The following is a 24364-nucleotide window of genomic DNA, read 5'->3' as shown; positions in this document are numbered from 1 at the left end:
TGTATAATTGAATTATGTTAGGATTTTTAGAAAAAAGAATGCAAAAGGCACTTGAAAAAGTGCAAAAAAAAGTTACCTTAAACGAAGAAGATATTTTGGTAATTATGCGAGACATCAAAATGGCACTTTTAGAAGCCGATGTTAACTTGCAAGTAGTCAAAGAATTTATTTCTAAGGTTAAAGAAAAAGCTTTAGAAGAAAAAATTGTTGGTAAACTTAATCCATCGCAACACTTCATCAAAATATTACATAACGAACTTGTTGAAATACTTGGTTCAAAAGTAAAAGAAATTCAAATTAGCAAGCGACCTTATATAATAATGATGTGTGGTTTGCAAGGATCTGGTAAAACAACTGCAACAGCAAAACTTGCTTACTGATTCCGTAAGAAGAAAATGGTGACTAAACCACTAGTTGTAGCCGCCGATATTTATCGTCCTGCTGCTGTTGAACAACTTGTGACATTAGCAAAAGGTATTCAAGTAGATTTTTATGAAGAAGGTATAAATAACAGTGTAGATAATATTGTTTCCACAGCAATGGCAGTAGCAAAAGAAAATCAAAATGATTTAATCATCATCGATACTGCAGGTCGTTTATCAATTGATGAAAAATTAATGGATGAATTAAAAAGATTAAAAAAGATTGCAAATCCAGATGAAATATTCTTTGTAACAGATGCTTTAAGTGGACAAGATGTTATTAATGTTGCAAAAACCTTTAATGAGGCATTAAAGCTTACTGGGACTATAATTACTAAACTTGATTCTGATGCTCGTGGTGGTGCAGCATTAAGTTTAAGATATATCTTAAACCTACCGATTCGTTTTATCGGAACTGGTGAAAAAACATCTAATTTAGACTTGTTCTATCCTGAACGTATGGCTGATAGAATTTTAGGTATGGGTGATGTTATGTCTTTAATTGAAAAAGCTCAAGATGTAATTGATGAAGATAAAGCAACTAAAATGTTTCATAAAATGATTACAGGTGATTTTGGTTTAGATGATCTTCTTGAACAAATTAATCAGGTAAAAAACCTTGGAAAGTTTTCTAAAATATTAAAAATGCTCCCCGGAAACCTTGCATCCAAAGTAGATGAAAGTCAAATAGAAAAAGCAGAAGAAAAGATGTATGTTTACCAAATTTTGATATCTTCTATGACAAAAAGAGAGCGTCAAAATCCAAAACTTTTAAAACAAGTTTCACGGAAAGAACGTGTATTAAAAGGTAGCGGTCGCTCTCCTCAAGAATTTAACAAACTTATTTCTGACTACGAAGCAATGGTAAAACGTATGACAGAAATGGCAAAATCACTTAAAAACGGAGGAGGATCGGGAGGACTAGGCGGAGGTTTTGGTTTCTAAAAAGTAAGTTCAATGAACTTGCTTTTTGTTTTTTTGCAAAAAGCATATAATTTTTCAAATAAGTAGTTATGAAGCAAGGAATGAAAAAATTTACTGGTTGATCACAAGGAACCAGAGCAGTAGAAGGTAAAAAAGAAGGTGAAAACTTTCTAAAGAACATTTTAAATATCCTAAATATACAATCTCTGCAACTAACACCTGGAAATAAATTTCACAGTGTTAAAAGCGAATTAGAACCAAACAACTATATGTCTCCTGATTTTGTTATAAATTGTCCTAATACATTTAAAATTAAATTCAAAAACCGACCACAATATTTATTTTTAGAAAGTAAATTCAAACAAATAAATGGTTCTGACTGAGAGAAATTAGAATCTAATTTTGGATATCATCATCACTTTTATAACAATTTATCAGAATTATTCGATAAAAATATAAGAATTCAAACAATTGTTATATTGGTAGGTTTTTGAAAAATATTACAGAAAAATTATTGAAATTTTATAGATTATTACAAAAGCACATATGGTGAATTTGTCATATTTGATTTTGGTTTCAAAGAAGATATTTATACCTTTGCAAGATTAATGGATATTAAATTAAACAAAGAACAAGAACAAAAAATTGAAGAAGCTTGAATAAAAGTACACAAAATAGATTAATTAAATTTCTTTAAGATTTGATATATTACACCAGCGGGAATATGTGATGTTTCATTTGCTTCCCCTATTTGCTTTGTATTAAAATCACCAATAGTTTTTAATGCATATTTTTGTTTAGTTAATTTTCCTAATGTCATTGAAGTTTTCTTTAGTGATGAGTGTCCTTTATCCCCAATTTTATAACCTATATCAACATATCACCTACGATAATATTTATAGCATCCAAATTCATCAAGAACTTTTTTAACATGTCTAAAATCACCTGACCCATTAAGGTAATTTTTCTTATATTCAACATTTTCAATTCATTTATCATAATATTCTTTGGACACTTCTTCTCATTGAGTTTCATATGTTCTAGGTCTGCGATCTTTTTTTAATTCTATTTTTATATTTGAATAAAAGCAGCCAGATTTATTTTGTGGAAAATCATATGCACCATAACATGCAACATTTTCATAACCATTCAAACCTAAATTCACTCTTAAAAATTGAAATAACAACGAACTATCTGGATTTTCTATATATCAATATTTTGGTTTAAAAGTTTTTATCAAATTCACGGAATTGACTGCGCATTTTTCACCTAATCTCTTTATAAAAAGTTGTTTTGGTCCGTTAAGTCTTTTAGTAAAACCAGATTTAAGGTTTTCAAATTCTTCCAAACTTCTTTCGATAAGTTTGGAATTTTTGTCACCTTTTATTTCTTGTTTTCAAAAACAAGTTCCTCCCCCAACCATTGATAAAACCTTACTAAAAGACTGACACAATGTTGAACTAAGAATAATGTCAGGTTTTTGTATAGTGTTTTCTTTAATTAATTTATTAAAATCACTGATTATTGAATCAGAACTTAAATCGATATCTATATAAGTTTGGAAATTATAGTCAGTTTGACCACGAAAACTTTCTTTATGTGTTTTAACAACATCGAAAGTATAAACTTTGTAATATTGATCTAAATTATATTCTTTTATTGCTCTTGATACAGAATTGCAACCACCACCAAATAAATCTCAAATAATTTTCTTATTAAATGATTGCATTTTTCTCCTTATATTTATTTTATCAAATTCTTTAATTTTGCTTTCGTTAATCTGTGTGCTTCTGAATATTAATTATTTCAATATTTTGTCCTTTTTTAATACTATTTTTATAAAAATCTAATAATAAGATATGATTATTTAATATATATGAAAGGATTTGATGACAAAAATATTATCTAGGAAATTGTTAATAATACTTATCTTACTATTCACTTTCTTTTCAACTACATCTACTTTTTTATTGGTATATTTTACTACTGAACTGATAAGTCTACTACAAGAACAAAACCAACAATTTTATACAGATTTATATGCAGATATATCTTTAATATCTATATTTTTAATAAGTAGTATTATCAATGTTTTTCTTAGAAATAAGTTAGATAATGATATTTCAAAATTAGTAACGAATAATATTGTAGACAAAATCCTTAGTGTGCCAAATATAGAGCTTTCAAGTTCAAAATCACAAGAAAATATCAATTGAATTAAACATAGAATCCCAGAATTTCGAAGTATTGTTTTAAAAACTTCTTTAGATGCAGCAACATCATTCATAGTTAATATTGGAACATTATTTGTATTAATTGTCTTAAGTTATAAACTTGCTCTAATCGGTATAGGTGCACTTATATTACTACTTATTTTCCCTTCCTTTTTGAATCTAATAATTAATAAACATAAGCACACAAATAAACAAAAAGAAGCAAGATTTTTAAACTATCTACAAACTACTTTTAACGGTTTTAGACTTTTTTACTACTTAGGGGATGATAGTCACATCATTAAGTATATAGATGAGATTTTGAAAAAGTGAATTATCAGAATAGATAAAGATCATTCCAAGATTAATATCATTGAAACAATTAACAATGGGTTTACCTTTATTATAGGACTCTTTTTAGTTTTTATTACAGGTTTTTTTATAATAAACCAACATCAACCAGTTGCTATTATTTTTGTACTACCGAGTTTCTTTATCGCTTTTTCATCAAATATTCATAATTTAATTAAATTAAATTCAAAATTAAATGAATATAAAAGTTTTTATAAAAAATTTAATTTTGAATTTAAAGATGTACATCACGATTTTTCTAAAATTACTTTCGGTTCTATAAGTATTAACAACTTAACTTATCAAAATAATAATCACACAATCTTAAATAATATAAATTATGAATTTATCAAAGGTAAATCCTATGCAATAATAGCAAATGATAAAAATACTAGAAACTCATTTATCAACATACTTTTAAAACAAATAAATACATATAATGGACAAATAAGTTTTGATGATAAAAATATAAATAATATAAATACAGCTCAATTTCTTAAAAGTATTAGTTATATAACTTCCCATTATAAGCTTTTTGATGATAGTCTTTATAATAACATTACACTATGAGAAGAAAATCAGGTAACTAAGGTTAAAGTGGTTTTAGATATTGTAGAACTAAAAAACTTAGATATTGATATGCAAATATCAGAGCAATCGCTAAATCGTAGTCAAAAACAGCGAATACACCTTGCTAGAGGACTTTGTGAAGATAATTCTATTATTATCTTAGATGATGCTTTTTCAAATGTTGAAATGAATTATTTAAATAAGATTTTTAGTTATCTTAAAACAAAAAATATTATCATCATCCATTCAACGGGTAGTATCAAAAATCTAAATCACTATGATTTTATTTTAAATCTTGATAATCAAACGGAGGAATATGAAGAAAGTATTTAAGGATATTAAATCAATATTTATATTTTTTACTCTTTTATCTATATTCATATCTTTATTCGCTATTGCTATTACTTTTTTAGAAGGATATGCAATTGATGCTTTATTAAAAAGATTTGAAGTAATTAAAAATCATAAGATATTGAATTTTGTTATTTTATTATCTGTTGTATGCTTAGCTTATTTTATTTCTTTAATCGGTAAATATTACTATCAAAAAATAAACAATAAATTTGTTTTATATATATCCAAATCAATTACCAGCAACCTTTTTTCACAATTTAAAGATGCAAGTATCGAAGTAAAACAAACTTACTGTGTACAAGATATTTTTAAAGAAATAATCGATCAATCAAAAACTATTGATATTCATACTTTTATCCCTTTATCACAATCGATTTCTATTTTATTTACTTATTTAGCTATCATAATATTTTTTGCTATTACAAACTGAATTGCTTTAGTCTTACTCTTGGTAGTTTTAAGTTTTTGCTCGATAATCTATCTTATATTTGCTAAAAAACTTAAAAAAAATTCAAAAGAGAACAATGTCGCTTTTAAGCAACTTATAAATAAATTATCCTACTATATGAAAAGATATCCAGTTCTTTATTTTGCAAATAAAGAACATCTTATCAAGGAATTTATGCAACAAGAAATTTATAAATATTATCAAGCGAACTATAAATATAATTTTATAAATTCTATAAATGATAGTTTTATTAAAATTGTCCTAGAATTTGGTTCTTTCTTAGGTTTGGTGATTCTAGGAACGTTATATTTAAATCAAAATCCTCTTACATCGATTGGTTCAATTTATATATTTAAAAAAGTTATTGAATTATCTAAAAATCAATTACCTTTATTAGCAAATAACATAAAAGTCTTAACAACATATAAACACGAATTTACTGTTTATAACTTTCACCACGGAGATTCTAAGAATTTAAGTTTTTAAATCAATAAAAATCAATTTAATTTTGTAAAATTTAATAATGGAACACATAAAGATAAAAAACTCTTTTTCACGTGAAGTAAAAAAAGAAATAATAAATCTAATTAAAAAAGATAATGAATTTGTTGCTTTTTTAAATGGCTTTATTTTTTCTAATGCGATTATGTCCGAAACCGAATTTGTTTTAAATATAAGAAATGAATATATTTTTGAAAAACTTGTTAAAAAATTTGAAAAAAAAGGTTTGAAATTTACCCCTAAACAAAATAAAATAAAAATTAACAAAAAAGATTTTCAAATAAATTTTGAAAATGAAATGAACCAGCAACCTTCTTTCTTTTTTGCTGGTGTTTTTGTTGGTGGAGGAAGTATTTCAGATAAAAACTCTACTTCATATCACCTAGAATTAAAGACAAATTATTCAGAACATATAAAAACCATAATTGATAAACTTAATAAATACGAATTTGAATTTAACATACTAGAAAGAAATTCAAAATTTATTGCTTATACTAAAAAACTTGATAATTTACTTGATTTTTTATCTGCAATAAGTGCTAAAAAATCTTGATTTTCTTTACAAAACATTAAGATAAATCGCGATATGGAAAATTTTTCAAATCGGCTGAATAATATTGATTTTTCAAATTTAAAGAAAGTTACAGATAGTGCAAAAAAACAATTCGATAACATTTGCTATATATATAATAATAATTTAATGAACCTTTTTGATGAAAATCAACTTATAGCATTTAGAATAAGAATGGAAAATCCATGGATTTCATTAACTGATATAAAAAATACCCTAGAAGAACATCACAATATTTATATATCAAAAAGTGGAATTAGTCATTGATTTAGAAAGTTAGATAAAGTCGCAAAAGAAAGTCAGAAATAAGAGAAAAATATAATAAATTTTTTATATTTTTGTAATTTAGATATATGCTTTTTCGGAAAATTAAGATATTATAAATTTTAATACTTAATACCAGTTAAAAAAATATATTAATTTCTTTTGTTATCACTACACAAAAATACAAATATGATAAAATATAGAAGCAATAAATTTATTTAATTGCAGAAAGTAGATGAAATCTCACCTGATGGTCATAGCCTTGGGTTTAGCTACAATTAAATGTATCAAACTTCTGATACTTTTAAAGTAGGAGAGCGAATCAAACTTTTTTATAAGGAGACATTATCATACACGACAAAAGAAAAAAACCTACTTCAGAACATTATGTTAACAAAGACATTCCATTTCCAAAAGTTTTCTTAATCGGAAGTGGTGGTGAGAAATTAGGTGTTAAATATACTTCTGAAGCTATTGAATTAGCAAGAAACGAGAAAATGGATTTAGTTTTAATCAGTGTGGAACCTAAACCTATCGCTCGAATTTTAGATTACGGAAAATTTAAATATGATCGTAAAAAGAAACAAAAGGTTATTAAAGAAAAACAAACAACCATTCAAAATCGTGAAATCCGTTTGACTCCTATGATTGGTGAAAACGATTTAACTACCAAAGCAAAAAAAGCTCGCGAGTTTCTTTTTAAAGGTGATCGTATTAAGGTTTCTGTAAAACTTAGAGGACGCGAATTAGGTAGAAAAGACTTAGGTGAAAATATATTATGAAAGTTTTTATCTAAGGTCGAAGATATCTCTGATAAGACAACCGAACCAAAACTTGTAAATGAACGTTTCTTAGACATGAATCTCCAACCAAATAAAACAAAAATCGCTAAATACTTAAAAGAACAGAACCTAAATGCTCAGCATCAAGGTTCTATAGAAGGAGAAACAAATGCCAAAGATGAAAACTAAAAGTGCATTAAAAAAACGTATTAAAGTTACCGGAACAGGTAAGGTTATGAGAGAACAAGCCTTCCGTTCACATTTAGCACAAAACAAAACTACCAAACAAAAACGTCAAGCCCGTAAATCAACTCTTATGCACAGAAGCGACCTTAAAAGATTTAAATCATTGATTTAATCTTTCAGCTTGATATTTTATTAACTAAGAAAGGAAAATAAATATGGCAAGAGTTAAAGGTGGAACAGTTACAAGAGCAAGACGTAAAAAATGAATAAAATTAGCTAAAGGTTACTTTGGACATAAATCAATCGGTTATAAAGTTGCAAAACAAGCAGTTATAAAATCATGAACATATGCATTTAGAGACCGTAAACAAGTAAAGAGAAATTTCCGTAAACTATGAATTGCACGTATTAATGCAGCAACCAGAGCAGAAGGACTTAGTTACTCAAGATTTATTAACGGACTTAAAAAAGCAAATGTTACAATCAACCGTAAGATGCTTTCAGAATTAGCAATCAACGAACCAAAAACTTTTTCTATGCTTGTTAAATTATCTAAGGAAGTTTAGAAAGCACAAAAGAGCAGATGCTCATTTGAGTCAAAATGCAATCTAAAAGCTACACTATAAAAATTAGGTTATTGTGTAGTTTTTTTTGTATAACCACAAATTATTTTTCGATGATAAATTTACAATATTAACTTAACAAAAGCAAAAATAATTTTAAACTTACAAAATCATTAACCCTAAAAACTCATTTAATGTAGGATGTAGGCATGGTATCTCCCAATATCCTACTTTACTGCTTTAAAAACCGTTTTTTTTTTTTTTTTTTTGGTTTTAATTTATAATATATTATATGAAACAATATAAAAAATTAAAACATTTGATTTTAGGTGCATCATCAATTGGTGTTGTTGCTGTTTCAGCAACAACTACTACAGCACAAAATCAAGATACAACTTCTGCAAGACACTATAATATTGCACCAGAAGTTCAATCTATTACTTATTTAAATAAAACATCCTTGATTTCTAGAGATGTTAATTTAGTTTATGAATCTAATATTGATCAAGCAACTAAAAATCGTCTAAAGGCTGCATTAGCATTTAGAAATATTACATCTTCAGAATCAAGAAATATAGTAGAAGGGAAAACTAATATTCTCGTAGGAATACAAGGTGATAGTGACACCTTAGTTGATGATCAAATTAAAAAAATTGATTCATCAAATGATTTTAATGCTTCTAATTTTGCTAAAAACGATTCATATGTAATTAAAACACAAGATAACTATATTGAACTTTTAGCTAAAGATTCTGATGCTGCTTATTTTGGTGCTACTACTTTGTGACATATCTTTCAACAACTTGATGGATATAAAATAGAAGACTTTACCATTAATGACTATGCTGATATTAAAATGCGTGGAATGATGGATTCGTGAAAATTATATTCATATGCTCCAACTCAAAGTAAGCAAGATATTATTAACTTAATGAATTTTGCATCGTTTTATAAACTTAATACCTACATCTGAAACCCAGATCAAAAAATCTTAGGAGAAAATAAATCAAATCGCAATCAAATTGATAGCAAACCTGGTTGAAGTGTGTTATACACAGCAGATGAACTAAAAGATCTCAAAGATATCACCGAAGCATCAAAACAAAGTCACGTTCACTTTGTTTATACATTAGATGCACTAGGTGATTTTAATGCTAAAAATTCTTCACAAACATATACTGATGCTGAATATCAAAAAGATTTAGGATTACTTAAAGAAAAATTATTACAAGTTATCAAAGATGGTGGAGTTCGTCATATCGGAATATTATCACCAGGTGAAGATTCTACAAAAGTATCGCAGTTATTTAATGATTTAGTGACTTGATTAAAACAACTACAAACAACCTATCCAGATTTAAGCACTCAAATTTTATTTGAAGGTAAATATGGTCAAGGTGGTTCTGATTTTACTGATAATAATCACACATCGTTAAATACAGGATATCTACCTTATTATGCTAATTTACCACACGAAGTAATTCCATTTTTAATTAATGATGCATCAAAAAGATATATTGATGCTTTTACAGTTGATAGATATTCATCTGCTTCATATAATATCAAACCTGTGTTTCACAAAACTTTTTCAGTTGATTTAGCAGATAATTCTTGACTACAAAATACCATATTAACTCGTGGAGCAGAAGATTTAATTAAGTTATCTAATAATAACAGTGACAATATCAATCCAGATAAATTTAGTGGATTGGTATTAACTGATGTTAATATCCATCCACAATTTTCTTTGTTTTCATATTATGATTTAGCTAACATCTCTTGAAAAATCTTACCTACACACTCAAATTCACGAAATGAAGCAAAGAAAAAGTTATACTACGATTCGTTTAAAGTGGTTGCATCAAATACACTCCTTGATACTCCAGCATCAATTGCTTTGCGACATGTTGCTAAATATTTATCAGTTGAGTATGCTGGACAAATTAATGTGTTTGGTGATGATCCTTTAAAAGAGGCAGCTACTAATTTTTCAAAATTAGATTTATATACAGGTAATCATTCTACTGAAGCGAATGCATATTTAGAACAATTAGAAAATATTATTTCTGAAATTCAGTTACTACAAGATAACAAGGATAATTCATTATTTTTAGCAAACATCAAAGATAACTACTTATCTGCAGTTAAAGATATGTTTTCAGCATATAAATATTATGTGCTAGCTTATTTAGAAAACCAAAAAGTTGCTCCAGTTTTAGATCGGGTAGTTAATTTATACAACATCGGTCAAACTTATTTACAAAATTTTGCAACTTACAAATATGGTGATCCAAAATATGGGCAAGTGATTATTAAAAACTTAAATGTGGGTGCAGATGTAATGAAAAATCTGCAATCATATCTACAAGATATAGTTTCAAAATATCTTGATAAAGTTCAACCAGTAGGTGATGATGATAGTGATAACCAACCTAGTGTCATTACTTCAATGTCAGATCCATCTAATGCTTCACTTTCAGATATTTTTATCTTAGGAAATCAAAGACAACTAGTTTATAAAAATAATGGTAGGGGGGAAAATAAAATCAAAACAGGGGATTGATTTGGTGTTTCATTTAAAAAACCAATTCATGCTAAAGATTTACAAGTAAAATTTGGTTCTAATAATAATAATGGCAATGAATACTTTAAATCCTTTAAAGTACAATATCAACTTTATGGACAAAGTGATTGAAACGATTTGCAAAAAGATGCAAATACACAAAATCAGCAATCAAGTGGTTCAACTAGTAACGATTACACATTAAATGCTGGAGCATTAACTACCACTACCGATAATAATAAATGAAATATTAGTGTAAATAAAGATAATATATCTGCAATTAGAATTGTAGATACAGAACCTGCAAACACCCAGAGAAATGCTTGGTTTAGAATTTATGAATTTGTTGTAAATACTGATTCTGCACCTAGAATCGGGAAAATTTCAGATAATTTACCAATTTCAGAAGATAATGATAATTATATCAGTGCTGATTCATCGAATAAACAAACTTTTAATTCTGAAAATATAACCAATGTTCAAAAATCAATCTTTGATTTATCTACTAATATAAATAACTTTGCTAATAACAAATACATCCAATTTAAATTAACAAATGAATCAGAAGTTACATCAGTAGTCATTGAACAAGGTAATAGTAAATTAAATTCAGGGGTAGTAGAATATTGAGATTCACATGCATCGAGCACTTCTAATAATGATGCTTCTACAGCAGGTACTTGAAAATTATTTGGTAACATCCATAGTGGTGCATATCAAATTATCCGTGGTCAAGCTCGTGCTCAATTTTTTAGAATTAGATCAACAGATACATCACTAAGAGGAACTTGAAATCTTGTTTCATTACATCTTTTCGGGCCTTCAAATCAGTTTTTATATACTGATAAAGATGATTCAAATAAAACTAATTTATTTACCACGAAGTTAAATAATAATGAATTTAACTTGTTTGTAGCAACCCCTAATTCTACAACTGCATCATCTTCACAAACTCAAATAACACAAATTACTTTAAATGATGACAAATATGTTGGATTAGACTTATTAAGAATGTATGAACTTACTAATATTAAGTTTAACGGAAATGCTACACCAGATAACAAAGTTGTTTTAGAAACATCAAGAAACGGAATTGAATGAACACAATATACAGGAACACTTGATGATACTAATAAGTTTGCTCGTTATATCCGTGTTAAAAGAGCAACAAATCAAACACCTTCTTTTTCAAATTTAGATGTAAGTGTTCAAAAACCTAAATCATTTGGTACATTGCTTGGTTCAAATGTGCAAATTATTAATGGTTGAGGTAATGATACTCGTTATTCAGATTCTGCATTAGACGGGGATTATACTACATCTGATAATTTTAAAGGATGACCAAAAGCAAATGATTATATTTTATATGATTTAGGTAAGCCTACTACACTTCAATCCCTTAAACTTTATGTAGATCCCAACACATCTGATTATCCACGATTCTTTAAGATATATGTTTCAGAAACAAATAGCAACGAAACAAATAGCTGACATGAAATATTTTATTCAGGGAACAAACAAGCTACATCTGATTCATCTACCACTGTAACAGGACCAACCACCTTAGCAGCAGTTAAAGATTTTCAATATCTTTTTGATAACACTCTATCAGATCAGAGATTAAATTATATGGTTAAAGTTGATCCTCAACGCAACAACTTTACCTATTTTGAAGCAGATGATAGCAAGATTGCTGCATTAAATAACAAAAATATTAGATATGTAAAAATTGTATTTACCAAAGATATAAATGACTTATTACAAGGAACATCACATAATAAAAATCGTGGTGTAACAATTAATGAAATTGTAATTAATGATAAATGAGATAATGTACCACATTCTGATGCAAGATTTTCAGGCACTAATTATGAACCTACTTTAAAGATTAATTCACCTAAATACTTTGTAGATGGTGATTATTATACATACTGAACACCTGCTCAAAATAATGGAAATTTAAAATTCTATATCAATCCACAAACATATAATGATAAAGATGTTAATGTCTTTTCTGATGGTAGCGCACAAGATGCAACATTTAATGCAATCTGATATAATACAACTACCAATAAAGAAGAAATTACTAAATTAGGAACCTTAAACCTTGAAGCGCTGAGTTTTTCACTTAAAAACTCAGATAATACTAAAAAACTAGTAGGATTCCAAATTAATTGAACAGATAAAAAACCTTTAATTTATGAAATTTCTCCATCTCCACGAGAAACTCAAGACAGTGGAGATCAAACAAATAAACCAACCTTAGCAACCCTAAAAGAATCTTTAGCAACCGCTCCAACTGGATATAATGATTGAACTCAAGATTCTAAAACTCGTTTTGATAAAATAAAGACATCAATTGATGCGATGGCTGCTGAAAATGTTGCATTAACTGATCGTTCACTTCATCAACTTAAAGTTGCTGTTGATGCCGCTAAAGCAGGAACACCAGCAGTTTTGACAGCGAATGTTGCAACCTTAAATAACATCATCAACACTGCATATTCTAATCAATCATACATTCAAGATGCCAACTATGCTAAATATCAATTCTTATTAGATCAAGTGAAACAAATGGCTGCTAATCCATCAAAATATTCAAATGATGATTTTAATGAATTAAAATCGCAGCTGGATGCAGCTAAACAAGGATTAAAATATTCTACATATAACCAACAAGTAGCTGAATTTAATCTCAAAGAACTTGATAATCTGAATGCAAATCACTATGATCCACAAACTTATGCACAACTACAAGAAACTAAAAAAGCACTTGAAGCAAAAATCAAGGATGGAACTGCTACTATCGATGATTTTGTTAAACTTAATGCTCAAGTTGCTACCAAAGTTGAAGAACTAAAACCAAATGATTTAGGAACTACATATACAAAGCTAGCAGATGCAATTACTAAAGCAAAAACATTTATTGCTGAAAACGCTCTAAAATTCCCACAACAATCACAACAATTACAAAAACAAATCGATCAATGACAAGCAACTTTAAACAACAAAGATGCTAAGTTAGAAGATTTACAAAAAGCTTTAGATCGAATGAATCGTGCTAATGAGGATGCACAAACTCAAAAAGATGAATTAGTTGCTTCATTAGATAATTTATTAACACAGCTTGCTAATACTGATGAAATCTATACCGATGATTCATACCAAGCATATCTTGATGCAATCAATCAAATTAAAACAATCAATCACGATCCATCGATGTTAACTGCATCAGATATCCAAAAATATGTAAAACAAATTCAAGATGCACAAAGTATGTTAGCAATTTCACCAACAAAACTTGAAACTGCTAAAAAACAAGCTATCGAATTAACCGAAGACCTAGATTCAGAAGTTCAACAAGAATTTAAAGATCAACTTGCAAAAGCAAAAGATACTGCTGCATTAGCTAAAATCATTAATGCAATTAATGATAAAGTGCAACAAAGCAAGAAAAATAAAGAAGTTTTATCTAATAGCATCAAACGTTTATTAGATAAACTAACAAACGAAAAACTCAAAGCAGACTTAGAGCAAGAAGTTAAGGAAGCTAAAACCGAAAATGAATTAGCAAACTTTAAATCAAAGGTATTACAACTATTAAGTCCAAAACCAACCTTACCTGCTCAGCCAAGTACACCAGAAAATGGTGATAATGATACTCAAAAACCAGAGCAAGGCGGAAGCACTAATAACCCTTCAAATACCGAAGGTTCAAAACCACAAGAAGGAGGCAATAGTGGATCAACAACCACTCCACCTACTTCTGAAAACAAACCAAAAGACCAAAATCCACAAGATAATAAAAATGCACAAACATCAAAAACTGTTGAAAAATCTACTGGACCAACTGGTGGAGCAATTGCTGGTATTGTAATCGCTGTATTAGCATTTGTTCTCGGTATAGCAACCTTTGGATATACTTGATTTAAAAACAAGAAGAAAAAATCAAATCAATAATTTTTAAAAACATCGCATCTGCGATGCCTAAATGCAATATAAAAAGCTACACTATAAAAATTAAGTTATTGTGTAGCTTTTTAAATTGTGTTTTAGAAGAGCAGATGCTCTTTTTGTTTTGTTTATCGTTTTGATTTATCATACGGGATTCCTGCTGCGGCAGGTCCATATGTATTGCGACTTGTAGCAACTAAGACTATTAAAGTTACAATATAAGGTAAGATTTGGAACAAGTCTTTATAACGACGGAATCCTTCCCCGAATGAGATCGCTCCATAAAATGAAATGGAAAGCAGAATTGAGAAGAATAGCGATACTATAATTGAAATTGATACCTTTCATCTTGAAGTTATCATAATTGCTAATGCGATGAAACCAAAACCAGAAACATCCTTAGTCAGTGAAAACTCGGTGAGTCGACTCGATTGAATAAAGATTGAACCAGCAACACCTGAAATTAACCCTACAATCATTAACCCTTGTCATTTCATGCGATTAACATTAATTCCGGCTACATCTGCTGCCTGTGGATTTTCTCCAATCGCTCTAAATCTAAGTCCTCATTTGGTTTTACGCAATGCAAATCAGGCTAAAAATGTGATTACAACGGTTAAAACAACCTTTAGCGAAAGTATATTCCCATACTTGTTTTCATTGGTATCTAATGCAAGTTCAAAACGGTTTTTAAACTCTACATATTGTCCTGCATATACTTTTGAAGCAAGCAGATACACAATTAAAGCACCAATTCCACCAGCAAGTATATTAATTGCAAATCCTACAACGGTTTGGTCTGCTTTTAACTTTATAACAGCAAACCCGAATAGGAACGAGAGCAACAAAGTTGTAATTGAAGAAAGAAATACTAAAGGGATATTAGTTCAAACATTGTTGGTTTTAATTACTTCAGTAAATATTGTGCTATAAACAGCATATACAGAAGCGCCGAACACCATAAATCCATTAATTGCAATATTAACTATCCCTGCACGTTCGGAGAAAATACCAGAAATTGTTCCTAATAACAAGATACAAAGAAAGAATGCACCATGACTAATAATAATTTCCATTATGCAACCTCCTTTTTGATTTTAAAGGTCTTAAAGTATTTATCTTTTATTTTCTTAATAAATGCTAAAAACAGTTCCTCTTGAAAATGTTTGAAATTATTTTTTAACATTTTTACTTCATTTTTATGTTTTCCAAGTAAGTCTCGATAAATATTTAATCCAGCAACTTCTTTTTGGGCATTATGCTGAAATTTAATTTTCGATAACTCATCATACATCTGCATCAGTTGTTCGTTGCTAAAGTCTTTTGAAGCAATAATCCTTTGGGCTACATTATTTTGGTAGTCTTTTTCGGTTTTAGCAAAAGCTCGTTTGAGTTTTTGACCTTCAAATCATTTGTTTACTAATTTAAAGCGATTCGGAACAAAAACACTAAATTTTTGTTGATAGTATTTTTTAAATTCTTTCCAGTACTCTTTATTCGTAATCAGATAACTTTGTTTAAACAATCACCGAAACGGTTTAAATTTATAAAAGATTAGTGACAGCGAAGCGATGAAGATAATAATTCCATAAATTAGCATAAAGAATTCTTCTCGAATTGCTTCGCTTCCTTGTGGAATAGCTTGAAAGAAAGTTTCTGATGTATATAGCAGTGAGTATAAAAATGCAGATAAAATGACTCCTATTGGGGAATTTAAAGCAATCAAGGCGATAGCAATCGAATCAAATCCGATGACTATTGGGGAATTTGATGCTTCTAAGGAATTACGTTGTAAGACTATGTAATAAAATCCCGCAAATCCTATGAATGCTCCCGACAATCCCATCACCATTACAGTCAGCATTTTTTCATTTATACCTACATATTTTGCATTGGTTTTATTTAAACCAACCATTTTGATTTTATAACCTATTGATGTTTTTGCATAAATATATCAGATTAAAACTGCAAAAAAACCTAATAAAACTAGTCCTGCATAAATAAAGTTATATGTAACTGTTTCACTAATAAATATTTGTGTTGTTCCTTGGATTTGATCAAATCAAGGTTCTAACCCTGTTCCAAATGCACCGTTATCCTTTTTAAATAAATATTGTGCCAAGTATGCAATTATTCAATTAAAAAAGATGGTTGAAATTACTTCATGTACATTTAAATATGCTTTTAAAAGTCCTGATAAAGCACCCATAATAAATGCAACTATAACAAAGATAAATAGCATTATCACAAGGTATGAAACACTTATTTTATTAACGGGTGTTCTTGAAAGAATCAATACAGCAAAAAAGATAATTGCTGGTGTTGTCATCTGGTTTGCAGCACCAATATTGAACAATCCTGACTTAAATCCGATGGAAACACCTATTCCGGCAAAACCGAAGAAAATTAAATAAAGCAATAAATATTTTTGGTTTAATGAATCAAATGCAAAAGTAAATACATATGTTATAAATGTGAAAAGTCCTGTTTGCCGACCATTTTGACCAGATCTCCCTAAAATCATATAGAAGACTGAAGCAATTAGTAAACCAAAAAATATAGCTCATAAGGATGAATAAATTTTTGTTCGAGTGTTCTTCTTTTCTTCAAACATAAAGAATCGTCGGGTTGATTCCATAAATGAAGCAAATTTACTATCTGCATATTTATGCATTTACACCTCCTTCTTTTTTATGTGCCATATATATACCAATTTCGGTTCTGGTTAAATCTTGTGCTTGTTTAACTGCCAATATTTCTCCACTGTTAATTACAGCAATTTTATCAGCAAGAGCAAGGACTTCATCAAGTTCATATGAAATTAATAAGATTGCCTTTCCGTTTTTCTTTTCTAATAAAATTTGTTCATGAATGTTTTTAATAGCTCCAACATCTAAACCGCGGGTAGGTTGCACAATTAAAATAAAATCATGTGGGGTATTCATTTCGCGACCAACAATAAATTTTTGTTGGTTTCCACCAGATAATTGTCTTGCTTGTGACAGACCACCTCTTGTCCCACGCACATCATATTTAGTTGTAATTAGGTTGTTTTCTTTTTTAATCTTCATATCTCTTAAGATACCAAATCTCACATATTCACTATCTCATAAACGTCTTAATATTGTATTATTTTTGATGTTATAATCTAAAACAAGTCCGTGTTTATGTCTGTCACTTGGTATAAATGTAACACCTAAACGTGATATGTTTTTTACTCCATAATCAGTAAGTGAAATATTTTCAGTAGTGTCTTTTTTAATCATAAATTTAGCCTGGTTTTGTTTAAATACAAAAAACATATATATAAGCAAACCGATTAAAAAGATACTACTAAAAACGATTACTAAACTTTGAAATACTAATAAAGTTGAACTTCTAATGATTAATGAGAAAACAAAATCAATCAATGCTATTAACGATAATAATCCTATAAGATGAGCACTTAAAAGTTCGTGTTTTTTGTTTTTAAACTTTCCATAAATTGTTGAATATCAAAATGAATGTAAAACAATTAATCCGAATGCAACAAAGCAAATAATCGATATCATTAATAAAACAATTAATGCCACAGTGTTGTATTTAAATAACAATCCTGCAAAAATTAAGGTGAAAAGAAACATTATTATCATACTTGAAAAAGATCAGGTTGCTAGTTTTTGAAATGGTAGTTTCATTTTATTTAACCCATTTAAACGGAATTTATTTATTACATGTTTAATTTGAATTCCAAGTATTAATTTAAAAAATATTCCTAATAATAATACAAACCCAAAAATGAATATGCCACCTAAAATTCTAAATGTAAATTGCTCTGATACTTGCTTTGGTACTGCTATTAATATAATTCCAACTATTAGCATTAATAAACTTAAAACAAACAATCCGATGTTTTTAAATTTATTTGCCTTTGCTATCTCTTTAACACGTTTTTGTGATAACTGAGTTTGTGCTAGTAAAATATCACCTGAAATCGGTTTTTTCATTCCACTAACAACATATTCTAAATCTAATTGTCCGTTTCCTTCAACTCCAGCAATCGCTAGTATTTCACCAGATTTAACATCTAAAGAAACATTTTTAAGGGGCTTATCTCCTTGGGTTGAAACATTTTGAATGCTTAATACAACAGGATTTTTAGTGGTATCAGAATATTCATTTCTGGTGATCTCAACATCTCCTCCCACCATTCTTGAAGCCATTTCTTCTATTGACACATCTTTAACAGTAAAGTCTCCAGTTACTTTTCCTAAACGCAGCACGGTAGCATTATCAGAAACTTCCTTTATTTCACCTAATTTATGTGAAATAAATAGAATTGTCTTTCCTTGACTACGAAATAGTTTAAATGTTTCTAACAACCCTTGAATTTCTTGGTCTGTTAAAACAGCAGTTGGTTCATCAAAAATTAAAATATCTGAATCACGATAAAGCATCTTCATAATTTCAACTTTTTGTTGAGTAGCAACTGTTTCAGTTCCAGTTACTTTGTTTAAATCAAAGTATAAATTAAATGATTCTTGAATTGCTTTTATTTTCTTTATTGCGGGTTTAAAATCAATGATTCGGGTGTGTTTGTTATTATCTTCACTACCTAAAACGATGTTTTCTAGATTTGTATAAACATCTACTAATTTAAAGTGTTGATGCACCATACCGATTCCAAGACGATTTGCTTCATTTGGTCCATCTATTGAAACTTCTTTATCATTAACTTTAATTATTCCTTTATCGGGTTCATAAAGTCCAAATAAAATAGACATTAAAGTACTTTTTCCGGCACCGTTTTCTCCTATTAAGGCATGAATCGTACCTTTTTTAACTTTAAATGAAATATTTTGATTTGCTTTTATTTCACCAAAGGATTTGCAAATATCAATAAATTCTATTGCATGTTTTTCCATTTTACTCCTTTAATGACATAATGATAGAAAACACATCAATTATGATGTGTTTTGATAAAACTAATTATTTGTTTACTTCTTCAACAAGTGCATTTATTAAATTAGCTAATTGATCATCTGTATATGCTGTTCCATCAGTAGTTGCTTTATTTGAATCGATAAATGCTTTTTGATCTGCTGTTAATGAATTAAATTTGGTTTCTGCTGCTGTTATAGCTTCATTCATTTTTTCTCTTTTTGCTGTATCTTTTAATGAAGATGGAGCTAAACCAACTCAACCTTCAGCGAAGTCACCTTTTACACTGTTTTTATCCCCGAATACAGGTTTTTTAGTGTCACCAAATGCTTTTTCCAAAATTGAATCATAAACAGCCTGAGCCATATTTTTAAGCACTGATGTTAAGAATCTATCAGGTGCAGAAAGTGATTTACCTTGGTCAACATCCACTCCTACAATATATGTGGATTGGTTATTTTGATTAAGTTTATCTAATGTTGCTTTGGTGGCAGGTCCAGCTACTGGGTAAATTAATACTGGGTTAGAAGCTAATGCAGATGTTATAACTGGGTCCATTTGTGGTCCAGGTTGGAACCCTGAATCTAATCTAACTGCTTCATGAGTAACTTTCTTGCTTGGGTTTTCTTTGTTTCATTCTAAAATACCTTTTAGATATCCAGTAATATAATCTGTTACACCATGAAATGCTCCACCACCAAATGATGAAAGTTTTTTATCAGTTTCGTTTTCTGCAACATATTTAGCTAATGCATAACCAGCCATCCATGATGCTTCGTTTACATTAAAGTTAATATTATAAATATCAGGGTAATTAAGTTCAGTTGGATTTAATGCAAAATCCACATTAAATATTTTTACTCCTTTTTGTTTTAATGCAGCATTATTTTGTTGAATAAAGTTTTTAATGTGATCAATATGGGTAAATCCTGAAAGAACTCAAATTTTTGCTCCCGATGATAAAGCAACTCTATATGAATCGTCATATTTACCTTCTCCTGGTTCAACTGATTTTACTTCAAGTTGATTTTTTCCATCTTTTCTTGTTTGATCTAAAATGGTTAATGCCGCTTCTCATTGTGATTGGTTAAATGATTTATCAGTTACATGTCCTGTGTCAGTAATAACATATATTTTAGTTCCTACCATACTATCTGGTAATGTAAATGTGTTATCTTTAGTAATTGTAGCAACACGTTCATTTGGATTAATGTAATTACTTGGATTTGATGTTTGAGTCTTTGTTCCGCATGATGCTGCAATCAATGCAGTTGTAGCAGCAATCGGTGTTCCAAACCCGATTAAAAATTTCTTAAATTTTTTTGTCATATTATTTTAAATCTCCTATTTATATATGTATAAATTTTATAGAATTTTTTAGTTTTTAATTGTATTTAACTATGATATAAACAAATTTCTTGTTTCAAAATTGCAAAATTATGAAAATAAAATCATTTTTATATTAAATAAGTGAATAAACTTATTTATTTATATTTATCAGGATGTTCTTTTTGCATCTTTTTGATAAATTCTTTTTTATCCATTTGTCCATATTTTTGCATTAACTCAATGCATTCTTGGTATTCTGATAATGCTCAATCAACATCTTCAAATCCAGAAATCTCAGTAATATTAGGTCTTTTTCAGTTTTTATATGTTGAAAAGAAGGTTTTTACAGTATCTAAAAAAGGTGCTGGTAAATCTTTTAAGGTTTTAATGTTATCTAAACGATAATCATCAGCATGTACAGCAATTAGTTTTGTATCAGTTTCTCCATCATCAATCATTTTCATCGCTCCAATAATGCGAGCTTTCAACGAAACACCAGGAATAAATGTCTCAGGTGAATATAATAATACATCTAATTCATCTCCATCTCAATCTAGTGCATCTGGAACAAATCCATAATTGCATGGATAAACAAAATCACCACGTAAAATTCGATCAACTTCTAGTTGCTTGGTTTTTCGATTATATTCATATTTTATGGGAGAGTTCTTTTGAATCTCTATTTTTACATTAATTATATTTTTCATATTTATATTATATATAAAACCTTTAAATACTTTATATCCTATTTTATCTTTTTAATATTTACAAAAATGCATTGAAATGTTAATATAAAAGTATAATTTAATCAACTTATTGGAGAATGATGAATCTAAAAAGTGAACAATTAAATATTGATAATTCTGTTTGTATTGATTTGGATCAAATATTAAGTTATGATGAAAAATTTCAACTCCTAAATAATTTGCTAGATAACAAAATAAAGATAGAAAAATGTAATAAAAATGCTAAATTTTTCAAATATTCCAGTTTAAATAACACAGACATTTTTCTTCTTATTGCTAATATAACTTATTTAGGTGGTAATGGACAACATCCTATTTATAAAAAGAGAATTCAACTAAAATCTTGGTATAAAGATGTGATAAATACGAACAAAAATACCTTTATTCTTGGTATATACAAATATAATACAAACATTATGTTCGTTTCCTTTGATACACAAACTTATATAAACAAGAAAATGAATAATTCATCTGCGCATGTATATATAAATGATTTAAGTCAGGGATTAATGTTTGGAATATTTGAAAAATATGATAAAAATAACAATAAAATAACTGTAATCAGAAGTGATAAAATTAATGATTATTTGAACAAGCGAATAAATAATAATCCATCATTAATAAATCAAATAAATTTATTTAATCTTTCTTTAAAATGAAATATACAAATTAAAGGCATTGATGCATATAAACAGATGTTTTGTGCAAACTTTAAAAACACATTTCAAGCAGAATGAAGTGGTTGATATTTAGAATATTTGTTTGAAAAATTCATTAAAGATAATAAGATATATAATATTGTATATACTAATTCAGAAAACATAAATAAAAAAGAATTTTTGGATTTTGATTTATATTTTAAAAATGATGATTTTTATGGTGATTTAAAATCAAGCGATGAAAATAACATACAAATTATTGGAAATGATATAGAACACATCAATGATGCTTTAATAAAACACAATAAATTATGATACCTAATTTATGAACATAGTTCATTAAAAGATAAAGATAGTAACACAAATTATCAAACTACTCGGTTTTGAAACAATTTAAAACAACATAGAAATATCAAACAAATTGATGATTTTATCTCCGAACAACAAGATATTTCTTCATTAAGTTATATCAACAGAATGAAACATTCTATAAAGTTTAAGAAGATGTATATTCTAGAAGTAAATAAGATAAATATCAAATATGTGTTCAACTTATTTAAACAAGGTAAACAACCTGATGGTAGTTTAAGAAAACCTAAATATTCAATCAATAAAAATGCTATAGATAACTTTATTATATATTCATTTGATGTAGAAAGGAAATAAAATGAAATTTGTCGATTTGTTTGCTGGTATCGGTGGTTTTCATCAAGCGATGAAAATTGTTGATAAGGATTCAATTTGTGTTCTTGCATCTGAAATAGATAAAGAATGTGTTGCTGCTTATTATGATAATTACCATCTTGATTCAAATTTAGATGTAGTTAATATAAAAGTGGATTCGATTCCACAACACGATATTTTATTCGCTGGATTTCCTTGTCAGGCTTTCTCAAAAGCAGGTAAACAAGAAGGTTTAAACGATACAAGAGGGACCTTGTTTTTCCAAATCGAAAGAATTTTAAAACATACTAAAACAAAATACATCTTATTAGAAAATGTTCGTAATCTTATTAGTCACGATGGTGGTAGGACATGAAAAATTATTCAAGAAAATCTATATAAATTAGGTTATAGATTAACTAAAAATCCTCTCATACTAAGCCCACACCAATTTGGCATACCGCAAATTCGCGAACGTGTCTATATACTAGGTAAATATGACCCAAAAAACAAAGATGTTCCTTTAAATATCTCATTTCATAATTTAATAAAAAAAGATGCAAATTCTGTTAATGATATTTTGGATAAAAATATTGATAATTCAAAATATCATATTAGTGAATATGATGAAGAAGTACTAAATTTTTGAAATGATTTTTATTTAAATATAAATCAAAAAGTTATTGGTTTTCCTGTTTATATTGAATATTTAAATAACAACAATATCGATCCTTTATTTCCGAAATGAAAACAAGATATTATTAAAAAAAATCAAAAACTATATAATCAAAACAAAACTTTTATCGATAAATGAATATCAAAAGATATTTCACACTTTAGGAAAACTCATCAAAAATTTGAATGACAAGCAGGGGATAAAATCAACAACATCTGAGAAGGAATCATTCAATTTCGTCCTTCTGGTATAAGGGTCAAAAAACCTGATGTATTCCCTGCATTAGTCGCGATGGTTCACATTCCGATAATAGGTAAATACAAAAGAAGACTAACACCAAGAGAATGTGCGAGATTACAAAGTTTTCCAGAAAATTTTAAATTACATCAAAATGATCAAAAAGCCTATAAGCAATTAGGAAATAGCATAAATGTTACAGTGGTTTCAGAACTTATTAAGAAACTTTTAAAGCAGTAAATAAATGTTAAAAACATAAATTATTTTGAAAATGTATAAGACTTACAAAATCACTATTTTAACACCAAATAGCAATTTATGAAAATATATGAAACGAATTACAAAATTTAGCACTCAAATGCTTGAGTTGCTTTGTTTTTTTTTTTTTTTTGTAGAATAAAAAAGTATAAAAGTAAAGTAGGACAAAAAGATTAACAATTAATTCTGTTAATCTTTTTGTTTTATTAA

Annotated in this window: 17 protein-coding genes; 11 read left to right on the top strand and 6 right to left on the bottom strand. The window is 28.0% G+C overall.

Features of this window, described 5'->3' with window-relative positions; all coding sequences use genetic code 4:
- Positions 1 to 14: 14 nt before the first annotated feature.
- Positions 15 to 1367 carry a signal recognition particle protein gene (gene ffh / locus ACXYRN_RS02210; protein WP_458607514.1) on the top strand — a complete coding sequence of 451 codons (1353 nt, stop codon included), beginning with the start codon at positions 15 to 17 and terminating at the stop codon, positions 1365 to 1367.
- A gap of 80 nt (positions 1368 to 1447) precedes the next feature.
- Positions 1448 to 2029, top strand: coding sequence for a hypothetical protein (locus ACXYRN_RS02205; protein WP_458607513.1), 582 nt, complete (start codon positions 1448 to 1450; stop codon positions 2027 to 2029).
- On the opposite strand, the gene ACXYRN_RS02200 is transcribed toward ACXYRN_RS02205, so the two are convergent.
- On the bottom strand, positions 2026 to 3075 hold the full coding sequence (locus ACXYRN_RS02200) for a hypothetical protein (RefSeq protein WP_458607512.1): 1050 nt from the start codon (positions 3073 to 3075) through the stop codon (positions 2026 to 2028). The two genes, ACXYRN_RS02205 and ACXYRN_RS02200, sit on opposite strands and share 4 nt — an antisense overlap.
- A 160-nt stretch (positions 3076 to 3235) precedes the next feature.
- Between ACXYRN_RS02200 and ACXYRN_RS02195 the strand changes: the two genes are divergently transcribed.
- The 7 genes from ACXYRN_RS02195 (at position 3236) to ACXYRN_RS02165 (ending at position 14672) form a co-directional block, all read left to right on the top strand.
- Entirely contained in the window at positions 3236 to 4813 is a 1578-nt protein-coding gene (locus ACXYRN_RS02195; RefSeq protein ID WP_458607511.1) for an ATP-binding cassette domain-containing protein, read from the top strand.
- Entirely contained in the window at positions 4797 to 5768 is a 972-nt protein-coding gene (locus ACXYRN_RS02190; protein WP_458607510.1) for an ABC transporter transmembrane domain-containing protein, read from the top strand. Before ACXYRN_RS02195 ends, ACXYRN_RS02190 begins: the two co-directional genes overlap by 17 nt.
- A gap of 37 nt (positions 5769 to 5805) precedes the next feature.
- Positions 5806 to 6663, top strand: a complete 858-nt coding sequence (gene whiA, locus ACXYRN_RS02185; protein ID WP_458607509.1) for a DNA-binding protein WhiA — start codon at positions 5806 to 5808, stop codon at positions 6661 to 6663.
- Between the two features lie 299 nt (positions 6664 to 6962).
- Entirely contained in the window at positions 6963 to 7589 is a 627-nt protein-coding gene (gene infC / locus ACXYRN_RS02180) for a translation initiation factor IF-3 (protein WP_458607525.1), read from the top strand.
- Positions 7570 to 7758, top strand: a complete 189-nt coding sequence (gene rpmI, locus ACXYRN_RS02175; RefSeq protein WP_435129700.1) for a 50S ribosomal protein L35 — start codon at positions 7570 to 7572, stop codon at positions 7756 to 7758. Before infC ends, rpmI begins: the two co-directional genes overlap by 20 nt.
- A 43-nt stretch (positions 7759 to 7801) precedes the next feature.
- Positions 7802 to 8152 carry a 50S ribosomal protein L20 gene (gene rplT / locus ACXYRN_RS02170; RefSeq protein ID WP_458607508.1) on the top strand — a complete coding sequence of 117 codons (351 nt, stop codon included), beginning with the start codon at positions 7802 to 7804 and terminating at the stop codon, positions 8150 to 8152.
- Between the two features lie 289 nt (positions 8153 to 8441).
- Complete coding sequence (locus ACXYRN_RS02165; RefSeq protein WP_458607507.1) at positions 8442 to 14672, top strand: glycoside hydrolase family 20 zincin-like fold domain-containing protein; 6231 nt, start codon at positions 8442 to 8444, stop codon at positions 14670 to 14672.
- A 122-nt stretch (positions 14673 to 14794) separates the two neighbouring features.
- Here ACXYRN_RS02165 and ACXYRN_RS02160 read toward each other — a convergent pair whose 3' ends face one another.
- The 5 genes from ACXYRN_RS02160 to ACXYRN_RS02140 form a co-directional block, all read right to left on the bottom strand.
- Positions 14795 to 15742 (bottom strand): ABC transporter permease, encoded by a 948-nt coding sequence (locus ACXYRN_RS02160; protein WP_458597735.1) that lies wholly within the window; start codon positions 15740 to 15742, stop codon positions 14795 to 14797.
- Entirely contained in the window at positions 15742 to 17340 is a 1599-nt protein-coding gene (locus ACXYRN_RS02155) for an ABC transporter permease (protein ID WP_458607506.1), read from the bottom strand. Before ACXYRN_RS02155 ends, ACXYRN_RS02160 begins: the two co-directional genes overlap by 1 nt.
- Positions 17333 to 19570: an ATP-binding cassette domain-containing protein gene (locus ACXYRN_RS02150; RefSeq protein ID WP_458607505.1), complete on the bottom strand. Its 2238-nt coding sequence runs from the start codon at positions 19568 to 19570 to the stop codon at positions 17333 to 17335. Before ACXYRN_RS02150 ends, ACXYRN_RS02155 begins: the two co-directional genes overlap by 8 nt.
- A 64-nt stretch (positions 19571 to 19634) precedes the next feature.
- Positions 19635 to 20915 carry a BMP family ABC transporter substrate-binding protein gene (locus ACXYRN_RS02145; protein WP_458607504.1) on the bottom strand — a complete coding sequence of 427 codons (1281 nt, stop codon included), beginning with the start codon at positions 20913 to 20915 and terminating at the stop codon, positions 19635 to 19637.
- A 155-nt stretch (positions 20916 to 21070) separates the two neighbouring features.
- A complete protein-coding gene (locus ACXYRN_RS02140; RefSeq protein WP_458607503.1) occupies positions 21071 to 21622 on the bottom strand; it encodes an inorganic diphosphatase in 552 nt (183 codons plus the stop codon).
- A gap of 119 nt (positions 21623 to 21741) precedes the next feature.
- Here ACXYRN_RS02140 and ACXYRN_RS02135 point away from each other — a divergent pair, with 119 nt between their 5' ends.
- Positions 21742 to 22986 (top strand): hypothetical protein, encoded by a 1245-nt coding sequence (locus ACXYRN_RS02135; protein WP_458607502.1) that lies wholly within the window; start codon positions 21742 to 21744, stop codon positions 22984 to 22986.
- 1 nt (position 22987) lies between these two features.
- Entirely contained in the window at positions 22988 to 24136 is a 1149-nt protein-coding gene (locus tag ACXYRN_RS02130; protein ID WP_458607501.1) for a DNA cytosine methyltransferase, read from the top strand.
- The last annotated feature ends 228 nt before the right edge of the window (positions 24137 to 24364 follow it).

This window comes from Mycoplasma sp. 4423 (genome assembly GCF_054353855.1).
Note: the sequence above shows the minus strand (reverse complement) of the source record. Positions and strands in the feature narration are given on the sequence as shown.